Here is a 21,897-nt window from a genome sequence, read left to right as displayed (position 1 = left end):
TAAGTCACCCCCTATCCTTTACGAAACATTTTCAGCATACGTTGAGTGACCGTAAAGCCACCGAAAATATTAATGCTGGCAATTAACACGGCAATGAATGAAAAGAAACTTACCCATCCCCCTTCTCCAATTTGCAGTACGGCTCCAACCACAATGATCCCAGAAATCGCGTTGGTGACGGACATTAATGGTGTGTGCAATGAGTGGCTGACATTCCAGACAACGTAATAACCCACCACACAGGACAAGGCAAAAACAGTAAAATGAGATAAGAATTCTTTTGGCGCAACGTGTGCTAACCAGCCGTACAGAATTATCGCTAGCACGAGTGATCCATATTTCAGCCACGGAGACTTAGGCTTTTCTGCTGGTTTCTCTTCTTTTTTTACTGACGTCGGTTTGGTAGTTGTTGGTTGGATAGAAACCTGGATAGGCGGAGCTGGCCATGTGATTTCACCTTGTTTAATGACAGTAACACCACGAACAACGACATCATCAAAATCAATGGTGATTTCTCCATTTTTCTCTTTGCACAGTAGTTTCAGCAAATTGACCAGATTTGATCCATAAAGTTGTGATGATTGAGTCGGCAATCGGCTAGGCAAGTCAGTATAGCCGATAATTTTTACCCCATTGGCTGTCACGACAAGCTTATTGGCTTGCGTATATTCACAGTTACCCCCATTTTGGGCAGCCAGATCGACAATCACGCTACCAGGCTTCATAGAATCAACCATTTCTTTCGTGATAAGCCGTGGTGCTGGTTTTCCCGGAATCAATGCAGTTGTAACAATAATATCGACTTCTTTTGCTTGTGCAGCAAACAATTCCATTTCTGCTTTGATAAAAGCTTCTGACATCACTTTTGCATAACCATCACCACTGCCCGCTTCTTCTTTGAAATTCAATTCCAAGAATTCAGCTCCCATGCTTTGTACTTGTTCCTTCACTTCTGGACGTGTATCAAAAGCACGGACAATTGCACCAAGACTACCGGCTGCACCAATTGCCGCTAATCCGGCAACCCCTGCACCAATAATCATGACTTTAGCTGGTGGTATTTTGCCGGCTGCTGTAATTTGTCCCGTGAAAAAACGACCAAATTCATGAGCGGATTCAATAATGGCACGATAACCCGCAATGTTTGCCATTGAGCTGAGGGCATCTAAGGATTGTGCGCGGGAAATTCGTGGAACTGCGTCCATTGCAAAAACGGTGATCTTACGCTCTGCTAATTTTGCCATTAATGCCGGATTTTGCGCTGGCCAAATAAAACTAATCAGCGCAGCACCTTCTTTTATTAAGGCAATTTCATCATCTTCAGGGGCGTTTACTTTTAAAATGATATCAGATTGCCAAACTTGATGAATTTCCGCTATATCAGCGCCTGCTTTTTGGTAAGCAACATCATCAAAACTAGCAAGTTCCCCCGCTCCTGTCTCAACTGTGACGTTAAACCCCAATTTCTGCAATTGCTCCACGGTTGATGGCGTGGCAGCAACGCGCGCCTCATTGGAAAGTCGCTCTTTCGGTACACCAATACGCATAATGTTTCCTTCTTTAAGAATGAATATTGCTGATTATTACCTTGTTGATGCCTATTTAACGATTAGATTGACTTTATTGCTGCTATCAGCAAAAACTATCAATAGAATACAAAATAGTAACTTAATGAAAATAATGTCAACGAATTATCATAAAATCAGAAAAACAAAATGACCTTTTAATGTAAACAATTATTTAGCTCGTATAACTTACTATATTTATTAAAATTCTTAGTGTCATATACTAAAAGCTAGCAATCGTTTCTTTAGAGGGCATAATTTCTTGCGACAATTGGCATTATTACATGTAATAATTGCATTCTATGTGATGCATAACAATGTTCAGCACGTTATAAATATTTTAATGCGCAAGGCGAAAGGATTTTTTATGAAGCTGAAGACAACGATCATCGCGACTGCGGTGTTCTCCCTAACCACGATGACCGCTGCACATGCGGCTAAAGAATTAACTCCAGAACAAGCAGTAGAGCTTAAACCTTTTGAGCGGATCTCAGTTACTGGTCGTTTTAATGCAATTTATGAAGCTGCGGATGCGGTTTCCCGTCAGGCCGATAAAAAAGGTGCTGACAGTTTTTACATTCAAAGTCTTGATGATCTTAACGGACGAGGTAATTTGCGTGTTGTCGCCGATTTGTACCATAAAGATGCGGAAAAAGCAGATAAAACACCTAACTATCGCATCTATCGTGGCATCAAAGAGTTACCTAAAACTGAAGCCATTACTTTAGAGCCTTTTGATACTGTCACAGTGAATGGTTATTTCCCGACTGATCCTGACCTGAAAGAAGCTATCGCTAAGGCGGCTAAAAATAAAAATGCAGCATCTTTCTTTATTGTCCGTGACATTGCACCAAATAATGGTGGAAACCAAATAGTCACAGCATATGTTTATAAAGAAGATGCGCCCAAACGTAAGGTTCAGTCCAATGAAGCTGTGATCCCTGCCGATTCTGAAGCAGGACGCCAAGCTTTGGCTCAAGGCGGAGAGGAAGCCAAAAAAGTCGAAATTCCTGGTATTGCTTCTTCAACTTCAACAAGCAATGTGGTTGGTCGCTTTTTTGAAACGCAGTCATCAAAAGGTGGTCGTTACACTGTAACTTTACCTGATGGTACAAAAATTCAAGAGTTGAATAAAGCATCCGCCGTTTTGATGGCTCCGTTCGATTCCGTCACCTTTTCTGGTTATTACACTACCGCACCTGAAGTTTCTTATCAGGTTGCTAAGCGTGCAGCAGAGAAAGGCGCAAAATACTACCATATCACACGAGAATGGCAGTCTAATGGTGGTAACGTTACCATCAGTGCAGATTTATTCAAATAATCATACATTATATTTCAACCATTCCTGAAAAAGGCACAAAGAATACTTGTGCCTTTTTTATCGGATTTCTTTAGTATTTCATGATTTATTTACCTCAATAGCTCCCTATAAATTAACAATTCCATAACGTTATAATGCGGCATGATTTGCAGATTATTCTGTTTATTCTGTCTTTCCATTAATACTATTTACATAATTGTTTATTATTTGTTTCGGTTAAGTAAATTTATATAAATAATATTATCCAAAGTGCTTATCTTGTAATCATCTCATTATTTATTAAGGCTAGGAAAATTATCCGTAATTTGTTTTCTTACTCCTCTGCATAATTTTATGCATAAAATTTATATTTTTTTGCATAGTAAACCATTGCATACCATCCTTTCACTCCGTAAAATCGCCCTGTTTTTAGATTTATCGACTAAATCCGTTCTGCAATCCATCGCATGGATGCAATTAATGTCCAATATGTGTTCGATATTCAGAACAAATGTTCTGGCTAATCGTGTCGATTATATTTTTTTAGGAACGTATCTTTGGAAAAAAAATTAGGTCTTACGTCTCTGACCGCACTGGTATTCAGTTCTATGGTTGGTGCCGGCGTATTCAGTTTGCCGCAAAACATGGCACAGGCAGGCAGTCCTGCAGCATTAATGATTGGTTGGGGAATAACAGGCGTAGGTATTCTCTTTTTAGCCACTTCCTTACTTTTACTTTCACGACTGCGTCCTGATCTGGATAGCGGTATTTTTACTTACGCAAGAGAAGGTTTTGGGGAGTTAGTTGGATTCTGTTCTGCATGGGGATATTGGTTCTGTGCCATTATTGCCAATGTTTCTTACTTAGTTATTGTTTTTGCAGCGTTAAGTTTTTTCACTGATACCGAACATTCAGTAATTTTTGGTGATGGTAATACTTGGCAATCGTTAATCGGTGAGTCTATTCTACTTTGGTTTGTTCATTGGCTGGTATTGCGTGGTGTACAAACGGCTGCGGGAGTTAACTTGCTGGCGACAATGGCAAAACTATTACCATTGACTCTGTTTATTATCTTAGCTGTCATTGTTTTCAAAATGGATGTGTTTTCTTTTGATTTCAGTGGTATTGAGATGGGCGTCCCTGTTTGGCAACAAGTTAAAGACACGATGTTAATTACATTGTGGGTTTTTATCGGTGTTGAAGGTGCCATTGTTGTTTCAGCCAGAGCCAGAAGACGCCAGGATATAGGTATCGCAACTGTACTAGCTGTGATCTCAGCATTAGGGGTATATGTGCTGGTTACCCTGCTTTCATTAGGGTTAGTCACCAGGCCTGAATTAGCGGTTATGCGTAACCCTTCTATGGCAACTTTGATGGTTGGATTAATGGGGTCGACGGGTGAAATTGTGATTGTTGCTGGTTTGATCATCTCTGTTTGTGGCGCGTACTTAAGCTGGACAATTATGGCAGCAGAAGTACCATTTATCGCTTCCTTACACGGTTCATTCCCTAAAGTATTCAAAAAACAAAACAGTAAGAAAGCACCTGAGTCATCACTTTGGATCACAAATGGCGCGGTTCAACTTTCTTTGGTTTTAATTTGGTTAAGCGGCAGTAATTACAATACATTACTCTCTATTGCTTCTGAGATGATCCTTGTCCCCTACTTTCTTGTCGGTGCATTTTTAGTGAAAGTTGCCTTTCAACGTGGTGGCCGTGCTTTACTCTTTATTGCTCTGGGTTCTTGTACTTATGGGTTGTGGTTACTTTATGCTTCTGGGTTCATGAACCTCTTACTTTCGGTAGTACTATACGCTCCAGGATTGCTGGTTTTTCTATACGCACGCAGACAAAATCAGGAAAGAGTACCGTTAACGGTTACAGAAAAATCGACTATTGTGGTTTTGTTCTTGATAGCGCTCCCGTCTACATGGCAATTAATGCACTAACAATAATTTACAACACAGCGTATCTTAAAAAATTAACTATTCCAAAGAATCCGGCCTTTGTGCCGGTTTTTTAATGTCTCTTTTTCCCATACTGCTGCTTTGGTGATTGTTTGTTAAGCTGGTTCTTTTGTGTTTTAATTTTTATATTAAAATGTATGTTGTAACTAAAAAGGCATAGCGCAGGTTGCTTTGCGATCAAACTATAAGAATTAATTATATTTTTATGTCTATATATTCTTCAAATATATAGAACTTGAACTATGGCGGGGTATTTATCATAAAGGTTTTATCAATAAAAAATTAACTTTAAGCAGATGCAATTCATTTTCATTTAGATTAAGAATAGATTTACCCTCTTACATGATTAAAATAATCAGATAAAAAAATTAAAAAATAAAAGATATGTTACAAACAAACAATAAATGCATAATATTTATTTAAAATTTTAACAAAAAAGTAAAATTCAAATATATTATATGGCTTGCTTTGTTTTTATTTTTACAATATGGCAGCAATTAATAATTAATCTTATAAAACAGAATAAAAATTCATTGATGTTCAGAAAAAAACCTATGTTATGCATAACAATTCTATTAATTTTCGCTTAATAGCTTAAAACTTCAAATTATGAGATTAGTCAAGTTATTATTTTGATATTTATTAATTACTCGCTACTATATTTTTTATCTCATCTGTTGATGAGAAAATATGAACTGTTTTTTCTTTGTTATTTTTCAGAAGTAAACCTAAGCAATCCGTTGCTGTATTTATATACGGAACAAACATTAACTCAATAATCTGTTTCTCTGTCGAATAAGTTCTTCAGAGGTGGGATGCATTAAAAAATGAAAATCAAGTTAATTATTTCAACTTTATTTGTTTCATCTGTATTTATGTCCGCCGCCCATGCTGCTGATGGGCAAATTAAATTTACGGGAAAGATTACTGCTACCGCGTGTAAAATCGATTCAAATTCTGCTAACCAAACCGTAAATATGGGAACTATCAGCTCAAGTTCATTTAATGGACCTTATAGTACTTCTGCCTCTACCCGTTTTAGTATTAAATTGACCGATTGCCCACAAGATTATCAACACGCACAGATCAAATTTGACGGACAGTCGGACAGAGCCAGTAGCCGACTTTTAGCGTTGAGTCGTAATGGGGGAGAGAATCCGGCCCAAGGTGTCGCAATTGCACTTTATGAAGATGATAGTAATACCATGATCAATCTGGCAGAAAATTCACGTCCTCAATATTTTTCACATGGAAAAACAGAAGAATTGAAATTCGTTGCCAAATACATTGCAACGGCTAAAACTGTGACTCCAGGTACAGGTGATGCAGTAGCTAACTTCACTATTGTCTATAACTAATTTACCTATAACTAAAGGAAGTTATGGCAGGGAAGCCAAAACAATATCTCTCTGGTCTAAATATTGTTTGGAGCGACCACTTTGAAATATTTTCGCATTTTAATTTTTATTCTTATCTGCGTTTTCAATACGAATATCTCTTTTGCTGGAGTCGTCATTGGCGGCACACGTGTTGTTTATATTAGTGACCAGAAAGAAACCTCTATTTCCATTAGCAATCCAGAAACCGACATTTCTTACCTTATTCAATCGTGGGTTCAAGGTGAGAATGATGAAATGAAAACGCCTTTTATTATCACTCCCCCACTGTTCAAATTAACAGCCGAGAATGAGAATGTTTTACGAATTGTTAAAATTGGCAATGAGTTACCTGATGATAAAGAATCTTTGTTCTGGCTCAATATCAAGTCTATTCCCGCTACAACAAAATCAGAACAGAATCAATTACAAATTACGGTAAAATCTCGATTTAAGCTATTCTATCGCCCTGCCAACTTAGCCGATAATGCCGGCCTTGCTTATAAGGCTCTGAAGTTCAAAATCGATGGAAACAAACTCATTGCAGAAAATCCAACGCCCTACTATATCTCTTTTTCTGAGCTGACCATTGGCAATAGTGTAGAACATTACGAGATTAAATCAGCGGGAATGATCCCACCTTTTCAACAAGAGAATTGGGATATTCCTGTTAAAAATATCAATCAAGTGATCTGGAAAACGATTAATGATTTTGGTGGCGTAACACCAGAAGAAAGACGTGAGTTGTAGGATAGTAGGTATATCAAAATTAAAAATTTATTATGAATAACTATCGTCATTATCTTCAACAAAATAGTCCTGATAATTGGACATTACTTATCAAGCTAAGCTGGCATTGTCTATATTGTAAGGTGACTCTTTGTGCATTGTTAACCACATCTCTTTGGATGTATAACAATAAGGCTCACGCAGAAGAGTATTTCAACATCAATGCTCTGGAAATACATTCAGGATTTGAAGATATTGATCTCTCTATCTTTACTCAAGATGATCAGCAGCCTCCCGGACGTTATTGGGTAGATATTTATCTTAATCGAGAAAAAGTAGATACGGGGAATGTCAATTTTATTATCGTCAATAACAAGCTATTTCCTAAAATTAAGATACAACAACTCAGAGAAATGGGAGTGAATATTGAGTCATTCCCCACTCTGCTTACTTTGCCTCCAGAAACGGAGCTTGCTGATCTTGGTCAATATATTCCATCTGCATCGACGTCTTTTGATTTTAAACATCAGCGGTTGGATATCAGTATTCCCCAAGCAGCCTTGAATAGGATGGCGAGAGATTATGTACCTCCTCATTTGTGGGATCAGGGATTAACTTCCCTGTTGGTCAACTATAGCTATAGTGGCTCCATGACTTGGCAGGATAATCAACCTAGTTCAACAAAGAACCATTTTCTCAACCTCAGAACAGGTATTAATTGGGAAGCCTGGCGTTTGCGCAACTATTCTACTTACAGTAGTCAAGATAGAAAATGGCAGAATATCAACACATACCTTCAGCGAGATATCCATGCACTGAAAAGCCAATTAATATTTGGCGACAGTTATACCCCCTCACTTATTTTTGATAGCTTTCAGTTTCGCGGTATGCAATTGTCTTCTGATGACAATATGTTGCCCGATAGCTTAAAAGGATTTGCACCGATAATTAGAGGAATTGCCCAAAGCAATGCCCAAGTCACCATCAAACAAAATGGTTACATTATCTACGAATCTTACGTTTCTCCCGGGCCTTTTGTTATCAATGATCTCTATCCGACAACATCAACAGGAGATATAGAGGTCATTGTCAAAGAAGCTAATGGGAAAGAACATCGTTCTGTGCAAACTTTTTCCACTGTACCGATTATGTTACGGGAAAATAGCCTGCGACATTCCCTGACTTTGGGAAAATACCAAGCTAACTCTCACCGTGGAAAAGAACCTTATTTCATGCAGGGTACGGTGATTTATGGTATTTCAAATCGTGTCACTGCCTATGGTGGAACCACGATTGCAAAAGATTATCAATCCACTGCCTTGGGTACGGGCTATAGTCTTTCCAATTGGGGTTCCCTTTCCTTTGATGTGACCTTCGCCAAAACCAATTTAATGTCGAACGCTAATTATTATGGTCAATCTTATCGTTTCCAATATGCCAAAGATCTATCTCAGACAGGCACTAACCTCACTTTTTCAGGTTATCGTTACTCGACACAAAATTTTTACGATTTTAAAGAAGCGAATGAGTTAAATACTAAAATCGATGAAAGAAACTATAATAGCACTAATAAACGCAGTAAATTGCAGTTACACATTAATCAATCCCTTGGGAATTGGGGAACCATTTATTTATCTGCTTTTCAACAAGACTATTGGCATCAGAAAGGCTACGAAAGGAATATCAGTGCTGGTTATAACACAAGTTACAATTCAATTAATTATAGCTTAAATTATTCCCACAGCGCTTTCCCTGGTTCAAATCGTAGTGAGCAAATTGTCTCATTCAACGTGCAAGTTCCCTTTGATCGTTGGCTGAAAAATAGCTGGGTAAGCTATAACATGACCAGCAATAAAAGCAGAGATACATCTCATCAAGTCAGCTTAAATGGTACAGCTCTTGAAGATAACAACCTGATTTATAGCATTCAGCAAAATTATACTGGCCATAATCAAAGTGTTGGTGGAAATATCAGCGCAGAATATAAAGGAGCATATGGACAAGTCAACGCTGGTTACAATTACGACAAATACTCCAGGCAACTCACTTATGGTTTAAATGGTGGAATTGTTGCCCATCCTTATGGCATAACCCTTTCCCAACCATTGGGAGATACATCGGTATTAGTACGCGCCAATGGTGCTTCAAACGTCAAAGTGCAAAACCACACCGGTATCAAAACTGACTGGCAAGGCTATGCCATTGTACCTTATGTCAGCAGCTATCGGAGAAACCGTATTGCGCTGGATACTTATTCAATGGGTAACAACATTGATATTGATATCAATACGCAAGCTATTATTCCAACTCAAGGTTCATTGACACTGGCCAATTTCCAGACTCGTATTGGTTATCGCACTTTGCTGATTCTTTCCCATAAAGGTAAAGAGATCCCATTTGGTGCAATTGCGACACTGGAAAAACAACATGCCATCGATGACAGCAACAGCGCTATTGTTAATAGTGATGGACAAGTTTATCTCAGTGGCATTCCTAAATCAGGTCGAATATGGGTTAAATGGGGACACAAAACAATAGAAGAGTGTCGTGTCAATTATCGACTACCTGATGAAGAACCCGTTTCAGGTTTGTATATGATTGAAACCTCTTGCGAATAATCTCTTGCAAATAGCAATATCGGCATATTCATTTGATATATAACAAAAATAGTGGAAATTATTCTATGGCCAACAAATTAAAATTGTTATTGGTAAGTACATTTCTCATCGGCACGATGAGTAGTTTTGCTAGCTTAGCGAACGACTATTGCCAATATTCTGCGGGTTTTGTGCCTGGTATGACTCCAGTTTCTTTTGGTACGATTACAATTCCCAGAAACCATCCTATCGGGACAACTATCAAAGAAATACGTCTGGATCAGGTGGATGAAAAAGGGAATATTGTCCTCTGCGATACTTCCTTGCCTACAATATGGGAACAGCCTGATCTTACACCTGCAAGCTATAATCAGGATGCCATTTATGAATCCGGTGTTCCGGGAGTTGGTATCCGTATTAACACCTGGGAACCGCGTTATGGTATTGATTGGCTGCCCAGAACAGCGACCTATCCATTCACTTGCCCTTCACCGTCACAATTTCAATGGAAAAAACAATATTGCGGTAAATCATGGGGTTACTTAACAGTACAATTGATCAAGATTGCACCAACAACCGGTTCAGGAGCCGTCGAATCAGTGAAACTGACTCGTGCTACATTAGGCCACAGTATTCCTATTCATACTTTCTATTTGTCGAATACCCGTATTATGACTAAAGGTTGTTCTCTCAACCAAAAGATGATTGCAGTCAATATGGGAGATATTAAAAAAAGCGATTTCCTCGGTACTCACAGAACAGCGGGAATGCAACATTTTGATATTAATATAAATTGCGATGCTAATGTGAATGTTGGACTGACTCTGGATGGAAGGCCTACAAACTGGAGTACCCCAAATATCTGGGCATTGGATTATAGTGACAACGTCACGGCAAAAGGGGTTGGTTTACAGATACTACATCAAAACAGCCCCGTAATGATGCGTACTCCCATTGTATATGGTTCCACTCAGTCTGGTGGAAATATAACCATTCCATTAGTTGCCCGTTATATTCAAACGGAAGCAGAAATTAAGCCGGGCAAAGCAGATGCAACAGCAACAATTACTTTTGTATATCAATAAATGAAGATTATCCTTTTCCCTTGCTTGGTAATAATATTTTAAGTGGGGGATTTGGTGGGTTAAATAAGTATGTTGTAACTAAAAAAATAATGGCATTTTTATGCGCTTTTTGGGGCAGCTAGCTGTAAACCACAACTGCCCCTGCTTATCACGACGCGATATTTTCCATCGCCTGTAAAATACGTTTATCGGATATTGGATACGCCGTGCCTAGTTGTTGGGCAAACAGGCTAATCCGGAGTTCTTCAATCATCCAACGAATTTCTTTCACTTCCGTTAACTGCTTCTGTTGAACTGACAGTTTTGCCAACCATTGTTGCCATTGACGTTGGATATGTTCAATCCTGCTCATATGCGCCCTATCCTTGTTAGGATCTACCGTCAATTTTTCCAATCGACGTTCTATGCCATTCAAATAGCGCAAAATATCAACCAGACGTTTCCAACCGTGGGAAGTCACAAAGCCATTAAAGACCAGGCCGGAAATTTGTTCTTTAATATCAGATAGCGCCAGTGCGAGAGAAATATCCACCCGCCCTTTCAGGCGCTTATTGATATTAAAGACTGCTGTCAGGATTTGCTCCACTTGTTTGGCAATATCCACCACTGCGTCATTCAAATCGGCACGAACTTTATCATGCAAACTAGAAAATGCTTGTTCATTCCAGACTGTCCCGCCATTTTCTGCGATCAATTTATCAACGCCACAGGAAATACAATCATCAATCAAATCCAATACTTTTCCATAGGGATTAAAATACAGCCCTAATTTAGATTTGTTCGGTAATTTTTCATGCAAGTATTTAATCGGCGATGGAATATTCAACAACAACAGGCGACGTGTTCCTTCCCACATTGCATTTTGCTGTTCTGATTCGGTTTCGAACAATTTTATGCCGATACTGTCCTTTTCATCCACCAATGCCGGAAATGCCTTAACAGAATAGCCCCCGCGTTTCTGCTCATAACATTCAGGCAATGTACCAAAGCTCCAGATATGCAACCCATTTTGTTCTATACCATCATCTGCAACCGCCGAAAGCGTTTCTTGGACTTTTTCTTTCAACTTCAGTTTCAGTGCTGACAGATCTTTGCTTTCCGCTAATGATTTATTTTTTTCACCCGTTTTCTTTTCCCCAATAATGCGGAATGTGATCTTTAAATGATCAGGTACTTGTTCCAACTGCCAGTCATCACGTGACACCGTCACTCCCGTCATGCGGCGTAGTTCTTTCTCAAGGCTATCCAGTAAAGGGGCCTGAGGTTGTGTCACACGCTCCAGAAATGCCTGCGCATAGTTAGGCGCCGGAACAAAATTACGACGTATTGGTTTTGGCAATGATTTAATCAACGCAACAACCAATTCATGACGAACTCCCGGAATTTGCCAGTCAAATCCTTCATCTTTGACTTGGTTCAAAACCGGTAAAGGGATATGCACTGTTACGCCATCAGCATCGGTTCCCGGTTCAAATTGATAACTCAAACGGAATTTCAAGTTACCTTGATGCCAGTAATTTGGGTAATCCAACGCACTGACTTTGTTTGCATCACCCTTGATTAGCATACTCTTTTCAAAGTTGAGCAATTCGGGCTGATCTTTACTGGCGACTTCCCACCAGCGATCAAAATGGCGCGAAGAAATAACGTCTTTACCAATGCGCTGATCATAGAAACTGAACAAGGTTTCATCATCCACCAGAATATCCCGTCGGCGAGATTTATGTTCTAGTTCTTCTACTTCTTCACGCAATTTCAAATTAGCGCGGAAAAATGAGTGACGAGTTTGCCAATCACCTTCTACCAATGCATGACGGATAAATAATTCCCGGCACAACATGGGGTCAATTCGGCTGTAATTGACCAGACGACCTGTCACAATCGGCAAACCATACAAGGTGACTTTTTCCATAGCCATTACCGCTCCCTGAGACTTCTGCCAGTGCGGTTCACTATAGTGCTTTTTGATTAAATGAGCAGCCAATGGCTCTACCCATTCTGGCTCGATGCGCGCGGCAATACGTCCCCATAAACGGCTGGTTTCCACCAATTCAGCCACCATCGCCCATTTTGGTGGTTTTTTAAATAGTCCAGAGCCAGGAAAAACAGAAAAACGGGCATTACGCGCACCGGTATATTCCTGTTTATCCGTGTCCTTCTGCCCAATATGAGATAACAACCCTACCAACAAGGCAATATGGATACTACGATAATCTGCTTCCTGACTGTTAATCGGCAGGCCAATTTCTTTCACAACTTGCCGTAGCTGAGTATAAATATCCTGCCATTCCCTAACACGAAGATAATTCAGATAATCTTGCCGACAAAGCTTGCGGAATTGGGAACTGGAAAGCACTTTCTGCTGTTCCACCAGAAAATCCCATAGCTTCAGGAAGGCGATGAAATCTGAATCTTTGTCCGCAAAGCGACGATGTTTTTCATCAGAAGCCTGCTGCTTTTCCAACGGTCTTTCCCGTGGATCTTGAATTGACAATGCGGAAGCAATGACCATCACTTCACGAACGCAGCCATATGCCTTGGCTTCCAGCACCATACGCGCCAAACGGGGATCAATAGGCAACTGAGCCAATTGCCGTCCTATTTGGGTTAGCCGATAAGCGCCTTCTGATAATGACTCCGGATCAATAGCGCCTAACTCTTCCAACAGGCGAACCCCATCCTGGATATTACGTTTATCCGGCGCTTCAACAAATGGGAACGCACTGACATCTCCCAAACCAATGGCGGTCATTTGCAAAATAACGGAAGCCAGATTGGTGCGCAAAATTTCAGGATCAGTGAATTCTGGACGTGACAAAAAGTCCTCTTCCGCATAAAGACGAATACAAATCCCGTCCGAAACACGGCCACAACGCCCTTTTCGCTGATTAGCAGATGCCTGCGATATCGGTTCTATCGGCAGGCGCTGCACTTTAGTGCGATAACTGTATCGGCTAATACGTGCAAAACCGGTATCGATCACGTATTTGATGCCAGGTACCGTCAGTGATGTTTCTGCCACGTTGGTTGCCAAAATAATGCGGCGGCCAACATGAGTCTGAAAGATTCTGTTCTGCTCGCTGTTAGACAACCGTGCAAAAAGAGGCAAGATTTCGGTATGTGGGAAATTTTGTTTGTTGAGAGCATCCGCCGTATCACGAATTTCTCGTTCACCGCTCATGAATACCAGTATGTCACCTGAGCTTTCACGCCCTAACTCATCCACAGCGTCAATAATGGCTTCAAGCTGATCGCGATCACTGTCATTATCACCACCAGCCACAGGACGATAACGCACTTCTACCGGATAAGTACGTCCAGATACTTCAATAATCGGTGCATTGTTAAAATGGCGGGAAAAACGTTCAGGATCGATAGTTGCAGAGGTAATGATAACTTTCAAATCTGGGCGTTTTGGCAGTAATTGGCGCAAATAACCGAGGATAAAGTCGATATTCAAGCTGCGTTCATGGGCTTCATCGATAATTAACGTATCATATTGCAATAACCAACGATCTTGCTGCAATTCTGCCAATAGAATACCGTCCGTCATCAATTTGATCAGTGTATTTTCACTGACCTGATCATTAAAACGAACTTTATAACCGACCGTCGAGCCAAGCGGCGTTTCCAGTTCATCCGCAATGCGGTTAGCAACCGAACGCGCTGCCAAACGACGGGGTTGGGTATGACCGATCAGCCCTTTAATTCCCCTTCCCAATTCAAGGCAGATTTTGGGGATCTGAGTTGTTTTACCTGAACCGGTTTCCCCGGCAATGATAACAACCTGATTATCCCGAATGGCTTTATAGATATCATCTTTCTTCTGGCTAACCGGCAGGTTTTCAGGATATTGAATCGAAGGACATGCAGTCTGGCGATTCATGACTTTCTGTTTTGCCGTTTCTATATCTGCTGCGATGGATTGTACTACAGCCTGCAAGGAAACTTGATTCTTAATTTTTGCTGCTCCATGCAGACGTTTTTTTAAACGGAACTGATCGCGCAGCGGTGTGTGATCAAGTTCAGCGAATAATTCAGCAAATGGTGCTGTCAAAGGTGATTTCACGTGATAAATCCTTGTGACGTTTTTTAACTGAGTAGCGCTGTCTTTGCAGGCCAAGAGGATTATTTTTTATGACATAACGATATTAGAAGTGTAACATATCTTATGCGATCTCACGTACTCCATATATATCCCTTTCACCAATTCATCGTTTGATTCAATGAATTTGAATGAATATCTCAAAATATTGAGCTGTTGACTGGACAATTCCCTATATAAGATATGATGCACAAACAATATTATCAATGAAGTTATTAATATCTTAGGTAACTTGGATTGTAGATAACTGAGGAAGTAGAGAATGAGTAAAGTACTGGTTCTGAAATCCAGCATCCTGGCACAATATTCCCAAAGCAATAAACTGGCTGATTACTTTGTTGAAAAGTGGTTAGCTGACCATTCAGAGAGCAACATTACCACACGTGATTTGGCTGAAAATCCAGTTCCAGTATTAGATGGAGAGTTAGTCAGTGCCTTGCGTCCAAGCGATGTGGAATTGACAGAACGTCAAAAAAAAGTATTGGCCCTGTCAGATGAGTTAATTGCCGAGTTAAAAACACATGATGTTATTGTCATCACCGCACCAATGTATAACTTCGCGATCCCAGTTCAATTAAAAGCCTATTTTGATCTGATTGCCCGTGCCGGCGTGACTTTCCAGTACACTGAAAAAGGCCCACAAGGGTTACTGCAAGGCAAGCGTGCTGTTATTTTAACCAGTCGTGGTGGTATTCATAAAAATAACCCAACAGATTTGGTGACACCTTACTTACGTACTTTCCTTGGATTTATCGGTATTACAGATGTGGAATTTGTATTCGCTGAAGGCTTAGCTATGGGAGCAGACTCCGTTAACCAGACATATCAAGATGCCCGCGACGCGATAGATGGTATTATAGCAAAATAGGACAGGAGCAATCGGAACAAACCGTTACCAAATATTATTCAATCATAACCACCCGTATAACGGGTGGTTTGCTCTTGCCCTATAAGGGCTTGTTACCGACTGCGCCTAAATGACGCTGCTTTCTCTTCGTTCAAGCTAAGTGTCTTTGCTGCTTTGGCCTACCCCTTGAAGGGGTCTACATGCTCTTTACTACTCAATTTATCCGAGATTAAATCCGACTTTTCTTGCTCTCTGATATACTTTTGAATTGTCGCTTCATTTAGCCCTACCGTACTGACATAGAACCCTTCCGCCCAAAACTTTCTGTTGCCAAATTTATATTTTAAATTGGCGTGTCTATCAAAGATCATCAACGAACTTTTACCCTTCAAATATCCCATAAAGCTTGAAACGCTTAGCTTTGGTGGAATACTCACCAACATATGAACATGATCTGGCATGAGATGACCTTCGATTATTTCCACACCTTTATACTTACAAAGGTCTCTGAGGATCTCTCCCACACTTGAACGAATATTATTAAAAATCACTTTCCGTCTATATTTCGGCGAAAAGACGATATGGTATTTACACAGCCACTTTGTATGCGCTGAGCTTTGTGCTTTAATGCCCATAAACACCTTTCCTTATTTGAGTTACGAATATTAGCTTGAACATCTATATCGTAACGGAAAGGTGTTTTTCTTGGTATAACCTTTGAACTCCACCCGCAAAGCGGGTGGTTTTATGTTTAAGACGCTAACGCGATTTAAACTGGCTAAAGCCATAAAATAAAATATCACATAATCATAAAGATGGCGCGCCAAACAGCGCGCTTATTTCTGCACCCAATTGCCATTAATACCGAGCACATATTCTCCTGAAGCTGCACGATTTACCAATTTTTCTCCCGTTATTTTGGCAACTTGATCTGTCGTCATATTATTTTGAGCCGCGATTTCAGCATATTTCTTTTGCCGTTCACTGTTAATTCTTTTCACTACTGATTGGGCATCCTGGGTATTTTTTATCGGTGCCAGATAGCCACTAAATGTCTCCCCCACCAGCCCCTGCTGTTTTGCTTCATTCAACGTCATGCCCATAGCAAAAGAACTGAATAACAGGCTTAACAGAATTATCATTCTTACTTTTTTCATGCCGTAGCCTTTAGAATAAATTAGAATTGTTTCTGAGCATATCTTCAATTTGCCTGTCAACCTTAATATGAATTTCATGCTCAATTTTGACATTCATATTGATGTTGATGGGCTTATCTGGTGTCGCTACTTCCAACCTGAGGCAGCCCGCTAATGCCATACTGAATAAGACTGCGCTAACCAACATTACACCCATTCTGACCGTTGGCAACTTGAATTCAATGTTCGTTATCATTTATCACTCCCACCCATTACAGATATATTTTTCTGCAACCATTCTTCCAAGTTACTGCCAAAACGCAGGCTACGCCATAATTGAAAAATATTCTCCTCGTGATGATAGTTAAGCCTGACTTCACGTTTTCTATCCACTACAGGATTTACTCCACTAATCTCTGAATGCAATGTTAAGATCCCCAAATTATCGAGCGTAATATAAGCTTTTGAACGGTCGATTTCTAAATAACGCAGCCAATCCATTGCCATACCTGCCGATAAGTCATTTTTTCCTATAGAATCAACTGTATCTTTATCCAATCTCAATGTCAGATAATCCTCATTGGATACCCAACCCCGTTGAATAATCCAACGCTTATCATTTAATAATACAGGCAATTCACCGCTAATTTTTCCTGACATCGCCATTTGTTTGACTTTTAATACGCCAAACAATTTACTCAAATTCAGCTTGTTAAACCGTAATACCGCGGCTTCTTTTTGTGGGATCTGTAATTGGTCCATGGCCAGTTTACCATCTAGTATCTCCACATTCACATTGCTCAACGTCAATGGCTGCTCATCCGTTGCTGGATAGTAACCCAGCAGATCGGCGGTTACATTTTGCATATCAAACAGACCCTTAATTACCTTGATTCGCAACTGGACGGGAGAACCCAGCCCTAACTGCCACGTGCGCTCCTGTAAACGCCACGGTAAAACAAAATCCAGGTCATTAACCTCCCCATTTTTCAGCCACATGCCCGCATTTTTGACTACCCAATGACCGCCCGCAAGTAATCCCTGCCCCTTTGCTGCGGAAAAAGCAGCCTGTGCATAAACGGTTCCACCAAGCACGGTAATCCCCAAATCTGACGGAATTAAAGGTTGAAAGGCTAATAAAGATTGCCTCGGCCATCGGGCTTCTCCCCTTAATCGTTCCCCATCCCAACGACCATAAAAGGGAATTGGTCCAATACCGTTAGAGTACAGCTTGCCATTCAACATAAAGTTATCAGGAGATTCTCCTGCAAGTGTGGCTTTAAAATCAAAAGCAGGCAAAAAACCACCAGAACGAAATTCTGTTTTCTGGGCAGACAATTGTAAATCTCCCGTTAAGTTAGGGCGATCTACCGCCCTCTCCCAAATTAACGGATTTGTCAGTTTTAAACGCGGTGCCTGCATCTTCACAAGACCATATTGGATAAGATCAAAGCCGGTATTTAATGTATCTACTGTTATCTTTGATTGATTCCAGCTTCCCCTGCCCGCGATATCCCATTTGGCTTGTAACGGTGGTAAATGCCCATTCCCCCAATAACGCCAATGCCAATTTCCCTGATCGGGTATAAAATCCTTTGCAGAACCATCCAAATGTAGCTTAAATCTCCCCCAATAATGGTCTTGTGCCGTTACAATGGCTTGAAGACGGCCAGTAAAGCCATTACGAGTCAAGTAAGTGCCCGCCAAAGGTAATCTGGCTTCTTTGACAGTAAATGTCTCACTGACCTTTCCCCATACCCGAAACAAAGCTCCTGAACGAAAAGTAATTTTAGGATCAACCAATGGCCCTGTAATAACGGCAGGCAATGACATCGTCATAACCATCCTGCCGCTATTCATTTGCCCAGTAAACTGAATCGGAATATGAGCATTGGTTATATTGATTGAGGTTGGTTTTACAGAGAGAACAACATTGCCTTTACCCTGATCATTTTGGGTAACCAGATTTATCCGCCCACTGACAAACATGCCTGACAGGCCTTTTTTCCATTGTTCAAGCGTAATATTCACCCTTCCAGACAACGTTTGATTGCCCTCCAACCATTGCCATTTCCCATTAACAATCTGGAACTGCGATTCATCGAATGACCAGGGTAATTTTGCTAATACCTGCTGATTTTTTTCTTCAATAACGGTGAGCAACCCACGCTGTTCCTGCCAATTCAAGACCAATTGCAACGGTTCGGGATATTGGCTCAAAGATAAGTGCGCTATAATTTGGCCCTGTTCTGGTAGCGTTGTAGTATTCAAGGGTAATGCGATATTTCCACTCAGGGAAATTACTTGTTCAGGTAACTTCACAAAAAAGCGCTGAACAATGAACTCCTGTCTATCTGTAATATGCGCATTGAGTTTTAATTTTTCACCTTGATAAGAAAATATTTGTCCCTGAGATGATGAATTAAATTGAAGTTTACCTGCAAACTCCTGCCAAGGCATAAACACCAGACGATCAACAGTAAGATTAACCGCAGGTATTGCGGATAATATCTCTTGCACAGATAGTGGAGCTGGTTGCTCTTCTGCTACAGGTAATTTCGCCAGGCACTGGCTCTGGCTGTCAATATTGGCGGCATGAATATTCCAGCGGCGATTTCCACTATTTTCCCCGGATAAATACTCCACAGATAACCCAGAGATTTTGATCCATTCACACTCTTTTGTCTGCAATGACAGTTCGTCTAACCACAATGCACTGTTTTTCCACTGAGGTTGGCTCAAAGAAAAAGTGACACCTTGTGGCAACCAATAACTGGCAATCAATGGTAACCAACGTGGAAGTGTATACCATCCCATCGACACTAGTAACGCCACAAATATCACCATCACTGCAAACACTTTGAGTATTTTTACCATTAAATCCTTATCTCATCTTGTCAACCTGAGAACAACTTCCTGTTATGATAATCTCATATCAGGCTCTAAGCCGATTTATTATACAAGCTATCCCTATGAATAACTTATTCGGCGATTTATTCGAGTATAGCGAAAGATAATGCTTAGAACCTTCAGGAGACGTCATGATTGCAGGCAGTTTTTGCAGGCTCGAATGATTCTATAGTGACTGTATAGTGGAGATGTTGTTATGAAACTGGTTGTTTACAGTACAAAGCAGTATGACCGTAAGCATTTTGAAATGCTCAACCAAAAACTTGGCTTTGATTATCATATCGAGTTTTTTGATTTTCCTTTAAGTCCACAAACTGCCAAAAATGCCGTTGGTGCAGATGCTGTCTGCATTTTCGTCAATGATGATGGTGGTCGGGAAGTGCTGCAAGAACTGGCAGAAATGAACATCAAAATCCTGGCACTACGCTGTGCTGGGTTTAACAATGTCGATCTGGATGCTGCGAAGGAATTAGGTATCCAGATTGTTAGAGTGCCTGCTTATTCTCCTGAGTCCGTTGCTGAACATACTGTTGGATTGATGTTATGTCTTAATCGACGTATCCACCGCGCCTACCAACGTACCCGCGATGCCAATTTTTCTCTTGAAGGGTTAACTGGTTTTAACATGTATAAACGCACCGCGGGCATTATCGGAACAGGAAAAATTGGTATTGCTACTTTGCGAATTTTGAAAGGTTTTGGTATGCGTTTACTGGCACATGACCCCTATCCCAATCCTGAAGCCTTGAATATGGGGGTGGAATATGTAGATCTGGATACTTTATATGCGGAATCGGATGTAATCTCCTTGCATTGCCCCATGACACCAGAAAACCACCATTTATTGGATGAAACAGCATTCAACAAAATGAAAGATGGCGTGATGATTGTCAATACCAGCCGAGGTGCCTTAATTGATTCTGTGGCTGCTATTAATGCTCTAAAACAACAAAAAATTGGCGCACTAGGCATGGATGTTTATGAAAATGAAAGAGATTTATTCTTTGAAGATAAATCAAATGACGTTATTCAAGACGATATCTTCCGCCGCTTATCTTCTTGCCATAATGTGCTATTCACCGGCCATCAGGCATTCTTAACCGAAGACGCCTTAACCAGTATCAGTGAAACAACTTTGCAAAATATTCAGCAATTAGTTTCTGGAAAGGTTTGTCCAAATCTTGTTGAATAACTTTCAATAATCACTAACAACCGCTTCTACGGTTATGATTACTCAATATTAACTGGATAATCCTTTTAACCAAAATACAATGCTACAAATCTCACGAACACAATGTATTCTGTTCGTGAGTCTTTTATGATAAAATTAATTGTCTGCTTTGAGTACTGGCATACAAAAATTCTTTATAATAGGTGTTGAATATATAATACTGATCATTGTTTTCATCGTAAGAAATTAACAGCCAAAACCCCGTCTCCTGTCCTCTGCTGAGTCCATATATAAAGAAGCATAGAAATAATGCCGCCCATAATATTCGTTAAATTTAGCCATCCTTAAGGGTAAGATGATAGTTAGTATTAAATAGCTTATCTATTCCTATTCATTCTTAACCTGGTTTATTTCTTCCTCGGACAATAATCGTTATATAGTAATTGTTCATGTTAATAAAAGTTTTCTGCTCCAGAATGCTTAGCAGCAAAAAAATAATGAACGCTTGTAATTATAGTAAAAGCAACTTTAATAAATGTGCACAATTTTTCTTGATATCATCACGTATTGTATTTAATAAAATTTTCCCACATACGCCATGCTCTAAACATCCAATGCATGATATAAAATCCCTTTTATATCAAACAAAAGATAATTACATGGGTTTATTAAGGATATGCTCTTCCCAATCCACCACATCCACTTCACGTACAGCGATATGCCTGACAGAAATACGCTCCGCATGCATGGCCGATTTTGAACCACTGACCAGTGGGTGCCACGGAAGGAGTTTTCCCCCCTCGCCAATCAGACGATAAGCACACGTCTTTGGCAGCCATTCAAAGGTATTCATATTCTCACGGGTTAATTTGATACAGTCAGGCTCGTATCTGAAACGATCTTCATAATTCTTGCACTGGCAGGTTTTAATATTCAGTTGATTGCAAGCAACATTGGTGAAATAAATTTCATCCGTATCCTCATCCATCAACTTATGCAGGCAGCACTGACCGCAGCCATCACATAGTGCTTCCCACTCTTGATCTGTCATTTGTTCTAAGGTTTTCACCTGCCAGAAAGGTTGAGACATAATTTCTGTCATTCCTCGT

15 protein-coding genes are annotated in these 21,897 nt (G+C 40.2%); 8 read left to right on the top strand and 7 right to left on the bottom strand.

Annotated features, from left to right (window positions below):
- Window positions 1–11 precede the first annotated feature (11 nt).
- Window positions 12–1,547 (bottom strand): Re/Si-specific NAD(P)(+) transhydrogenase subunit alpha, encoded by a 1,536-nt coding sequence (pntA, locus tag ACE1SE_RS08955; RefSeq protein ID WP_374053524.1) that lies wholly within the window; start codon window positions 1,545–1,547, stop codon window positions 12–14.
- Between the two features lie 385 nt (window positions 1,548–1,932).
- Here pntA and ydgH point away from each other — a divergent pair, with 385 nt between their 5' ends.
- The 6 genes from ydgH to ACE1SE_RS08925 all read left to right on the top strand — a co-directional run bounded on the left by ydgH (window position 1,933) and on the right by ACE1SE_RS08925 (window position 10,619).
- A complete protein-coding gene (gene ydgH / locus ACE1SE_RS08950; protein WP_374053523.1) occupies window positions 1,933–2,886 on the top strand; it encodes a DUF1471 family protein YdgH in 954 nt (317 codons plus the stop codon).
- A 536-nt stretch (window positions 2,887–3,422) separates the two neighbouring features.
- Window positions 3,423–4,814: a basic amino acid/polyamine antiporter gene (locus ACE1SE_RS08945; RefSeq protein ID WP_374053522.1), complete on the top strand. Its 1,392-nt coding sequence runs from the start codon at window positions 3,423–3,425 to the stop codon at window positions 4,812–4,814.
- 845 nt (window positions 4,815–5,659) lie between these two features.
- A complete protein-coding gene (locus ACE1SE_RS08940) occupies window positions 5,660–6,190 on the top strand; it encodes a fimbrial protein (RefSeq protein ID WP_374053521.1) in 531 nt (176 codons plus the stop codon).
- Between the two features lie 81 nt (window positions 6,191–6,271).
- A complete protein-coding gene (locus ACE1SE_RS08935; protein ID WP_374053520.1) occupies window positions 6,272–6,958 on the top strand; it encodes a fimbrial biogenesis chaperone in 687 nt (228 codons plus the stop codon).
- Between the two features lie 32 nt (window positions 6,959–6,990).
- Window positions 6,991–9,555, top strand: coding sequence for a fimbria/pilus outer membrane usher protein (locus ACE1SE_RS08930; RefSeq protein ID WP_374053519.1), 2,565 nt, complete (start codon window positions 6,991–6,993; stop codon window positions 9,553–9,555).
- Between the two features lie 65 nt (window positions 9,556–9,620).
- A complete protein-coding gene (locus ACE1SE_RS08925; protein WP_374053518.1) occupies window positions 9,621–10,619 on the top strand; it encodes a fimbrial protein in 999 nt (332 codons plus the stop codon).
- 148 nt (window positions 10,620–10,767) lie between these two features.
- Here ACE1SE_RS08925 and hrpA read toward each other — a convergent pair whose 3' ends face one another.
- Window positions 10,768–14,688, bottom strand: a complete 3,921-nt coding sequence (hrpA, locus tag ACE1SE_RS08920; protein ID WP_374053517.1) for an ATP-dependent RNA helicase HrpA — start codon at window positions 14,686–14,688, stop codon at window positions 10,768–10,770.
- A gap of 298 nt (window positions 14,689–14,986) precedes the next feature.
- Here hrpA and ACE1SE_RS08915 point away from each other — a divergent pair, with 298 nt between their 5' ends.
- On the top strand, window positions 14,987–15,592 hold the full coding sequence (locus ACE1SE_RS08915; protein WP_374053516.1) for an FMN-dependent NADH-azoreductase: 606 nt from the start codon (window positions 14,987–14,989) through the stop codon (window positions 15,590–15,592).
- Window positions 15,593–15,750: 158 nt separating this feature from the next.
- Here the strand turns inward: ACE1SE_RS08915 and tnpA are convergent, their stop codons facing one another.
- The 4 genes from tnpA to ACE1SE_RS08895 form a co-directional block, all read right to left on the bottom strand.
- Window positions 15,751–16,206 (bottom strand): IS200/IS605 family transposase, encoded by a 456-nt coding sequence (gene tnpA / locus ACE1SE_RS08910; RefSeq protein ID WP_099118097.1) that lies wholly within the window; start codon window positions 16,204–16,206, stop codon window positions 15,751–15,753.
- A 201-nt stretch (window positions 16,207–16,407) separates the two neighbouring features.
- On the bottom strand, window positions 16,408–16,728 hold the full coding sequence (locus ACE1SE_RS08905) for a YdbL family probable chaperone protein (protein ID WP_374053515.1): 321 nt from the start codon (window positions 16,726–16,728) through the stop codon (window positions 16,408–16,410).
- A gap of 10 nt (window positions 16,729–16,738) precedes the next feature.
- The gene (locus tag ACE1SE_RS08900; RefSeq protein WP_374053628.1) at window positions 16,739–16,924 is read right to left on the bottom strand and encodes a YnbE family lipoprotein; all 186 of its coding nucleotides are present in this window, start codon (window positions 16,922–16,924) and stop codon (window positions 16,739–16,741) included.
- 35 nt (window positions 16,925–16,959) lie between these two features.
- Window positions 16,960–19,584: a YdbH family protein gene (locus tag ACE1SE_RS08895; protein WP_374053514.1), complete on the bottom strand. Its 2,625-nt coding sequence runs from the start codon at window positions 19,582–19,584 to the stop codon at window positions 16,960–16,962.
- 229 nt (window positions 19,585–19,813) lie between these two features.
- On the opposite strand from ACE1SE_RS08895, the gene ACE1SE_RS08890 reads away from it, so the two are divergent.
- A complete protein-coding gene (locus ACE1SE_RS08890; protein WP_374053513.1) occupies window positions 19,814–20,809 on the top strand; it encodes a 2-hydroxyacid dehydrogenase in 996 nt (331 codons plus the stop codon).
- Between the two features lie 634 nt (window positions 20,810–21,443).
- Here the strand turns inward: ACE1SE_RS08890 and ycgN are convergent.
- Complete coding sequence (gene ycgN / locus ACE1SE_RS08885) at window positions 21,444–21,881, bottom strand: cysteine cluster protein YcgN (protein ID WP_374053627.1); 438 nt, start codon at window positions 21,879–21,881, stop codon at window positions 21,444–21,446.
- Window positions 21,882–21,897 lie beyond the last annotated feature (16 nt).

This window comes from Xenorhabdus taiwanensis (assembly GCF_036512875.1).
Lineage (GTDB): Bacteria > Pseudomonadota > Gammaproteobacteria > Enterobacterales > Enterobacteriaceae > Xenorhabdus > Xenorhabdus taiwanensis.
This window is presented reverse-complemented; position numbering and strand designations above follow the sequence as displayed.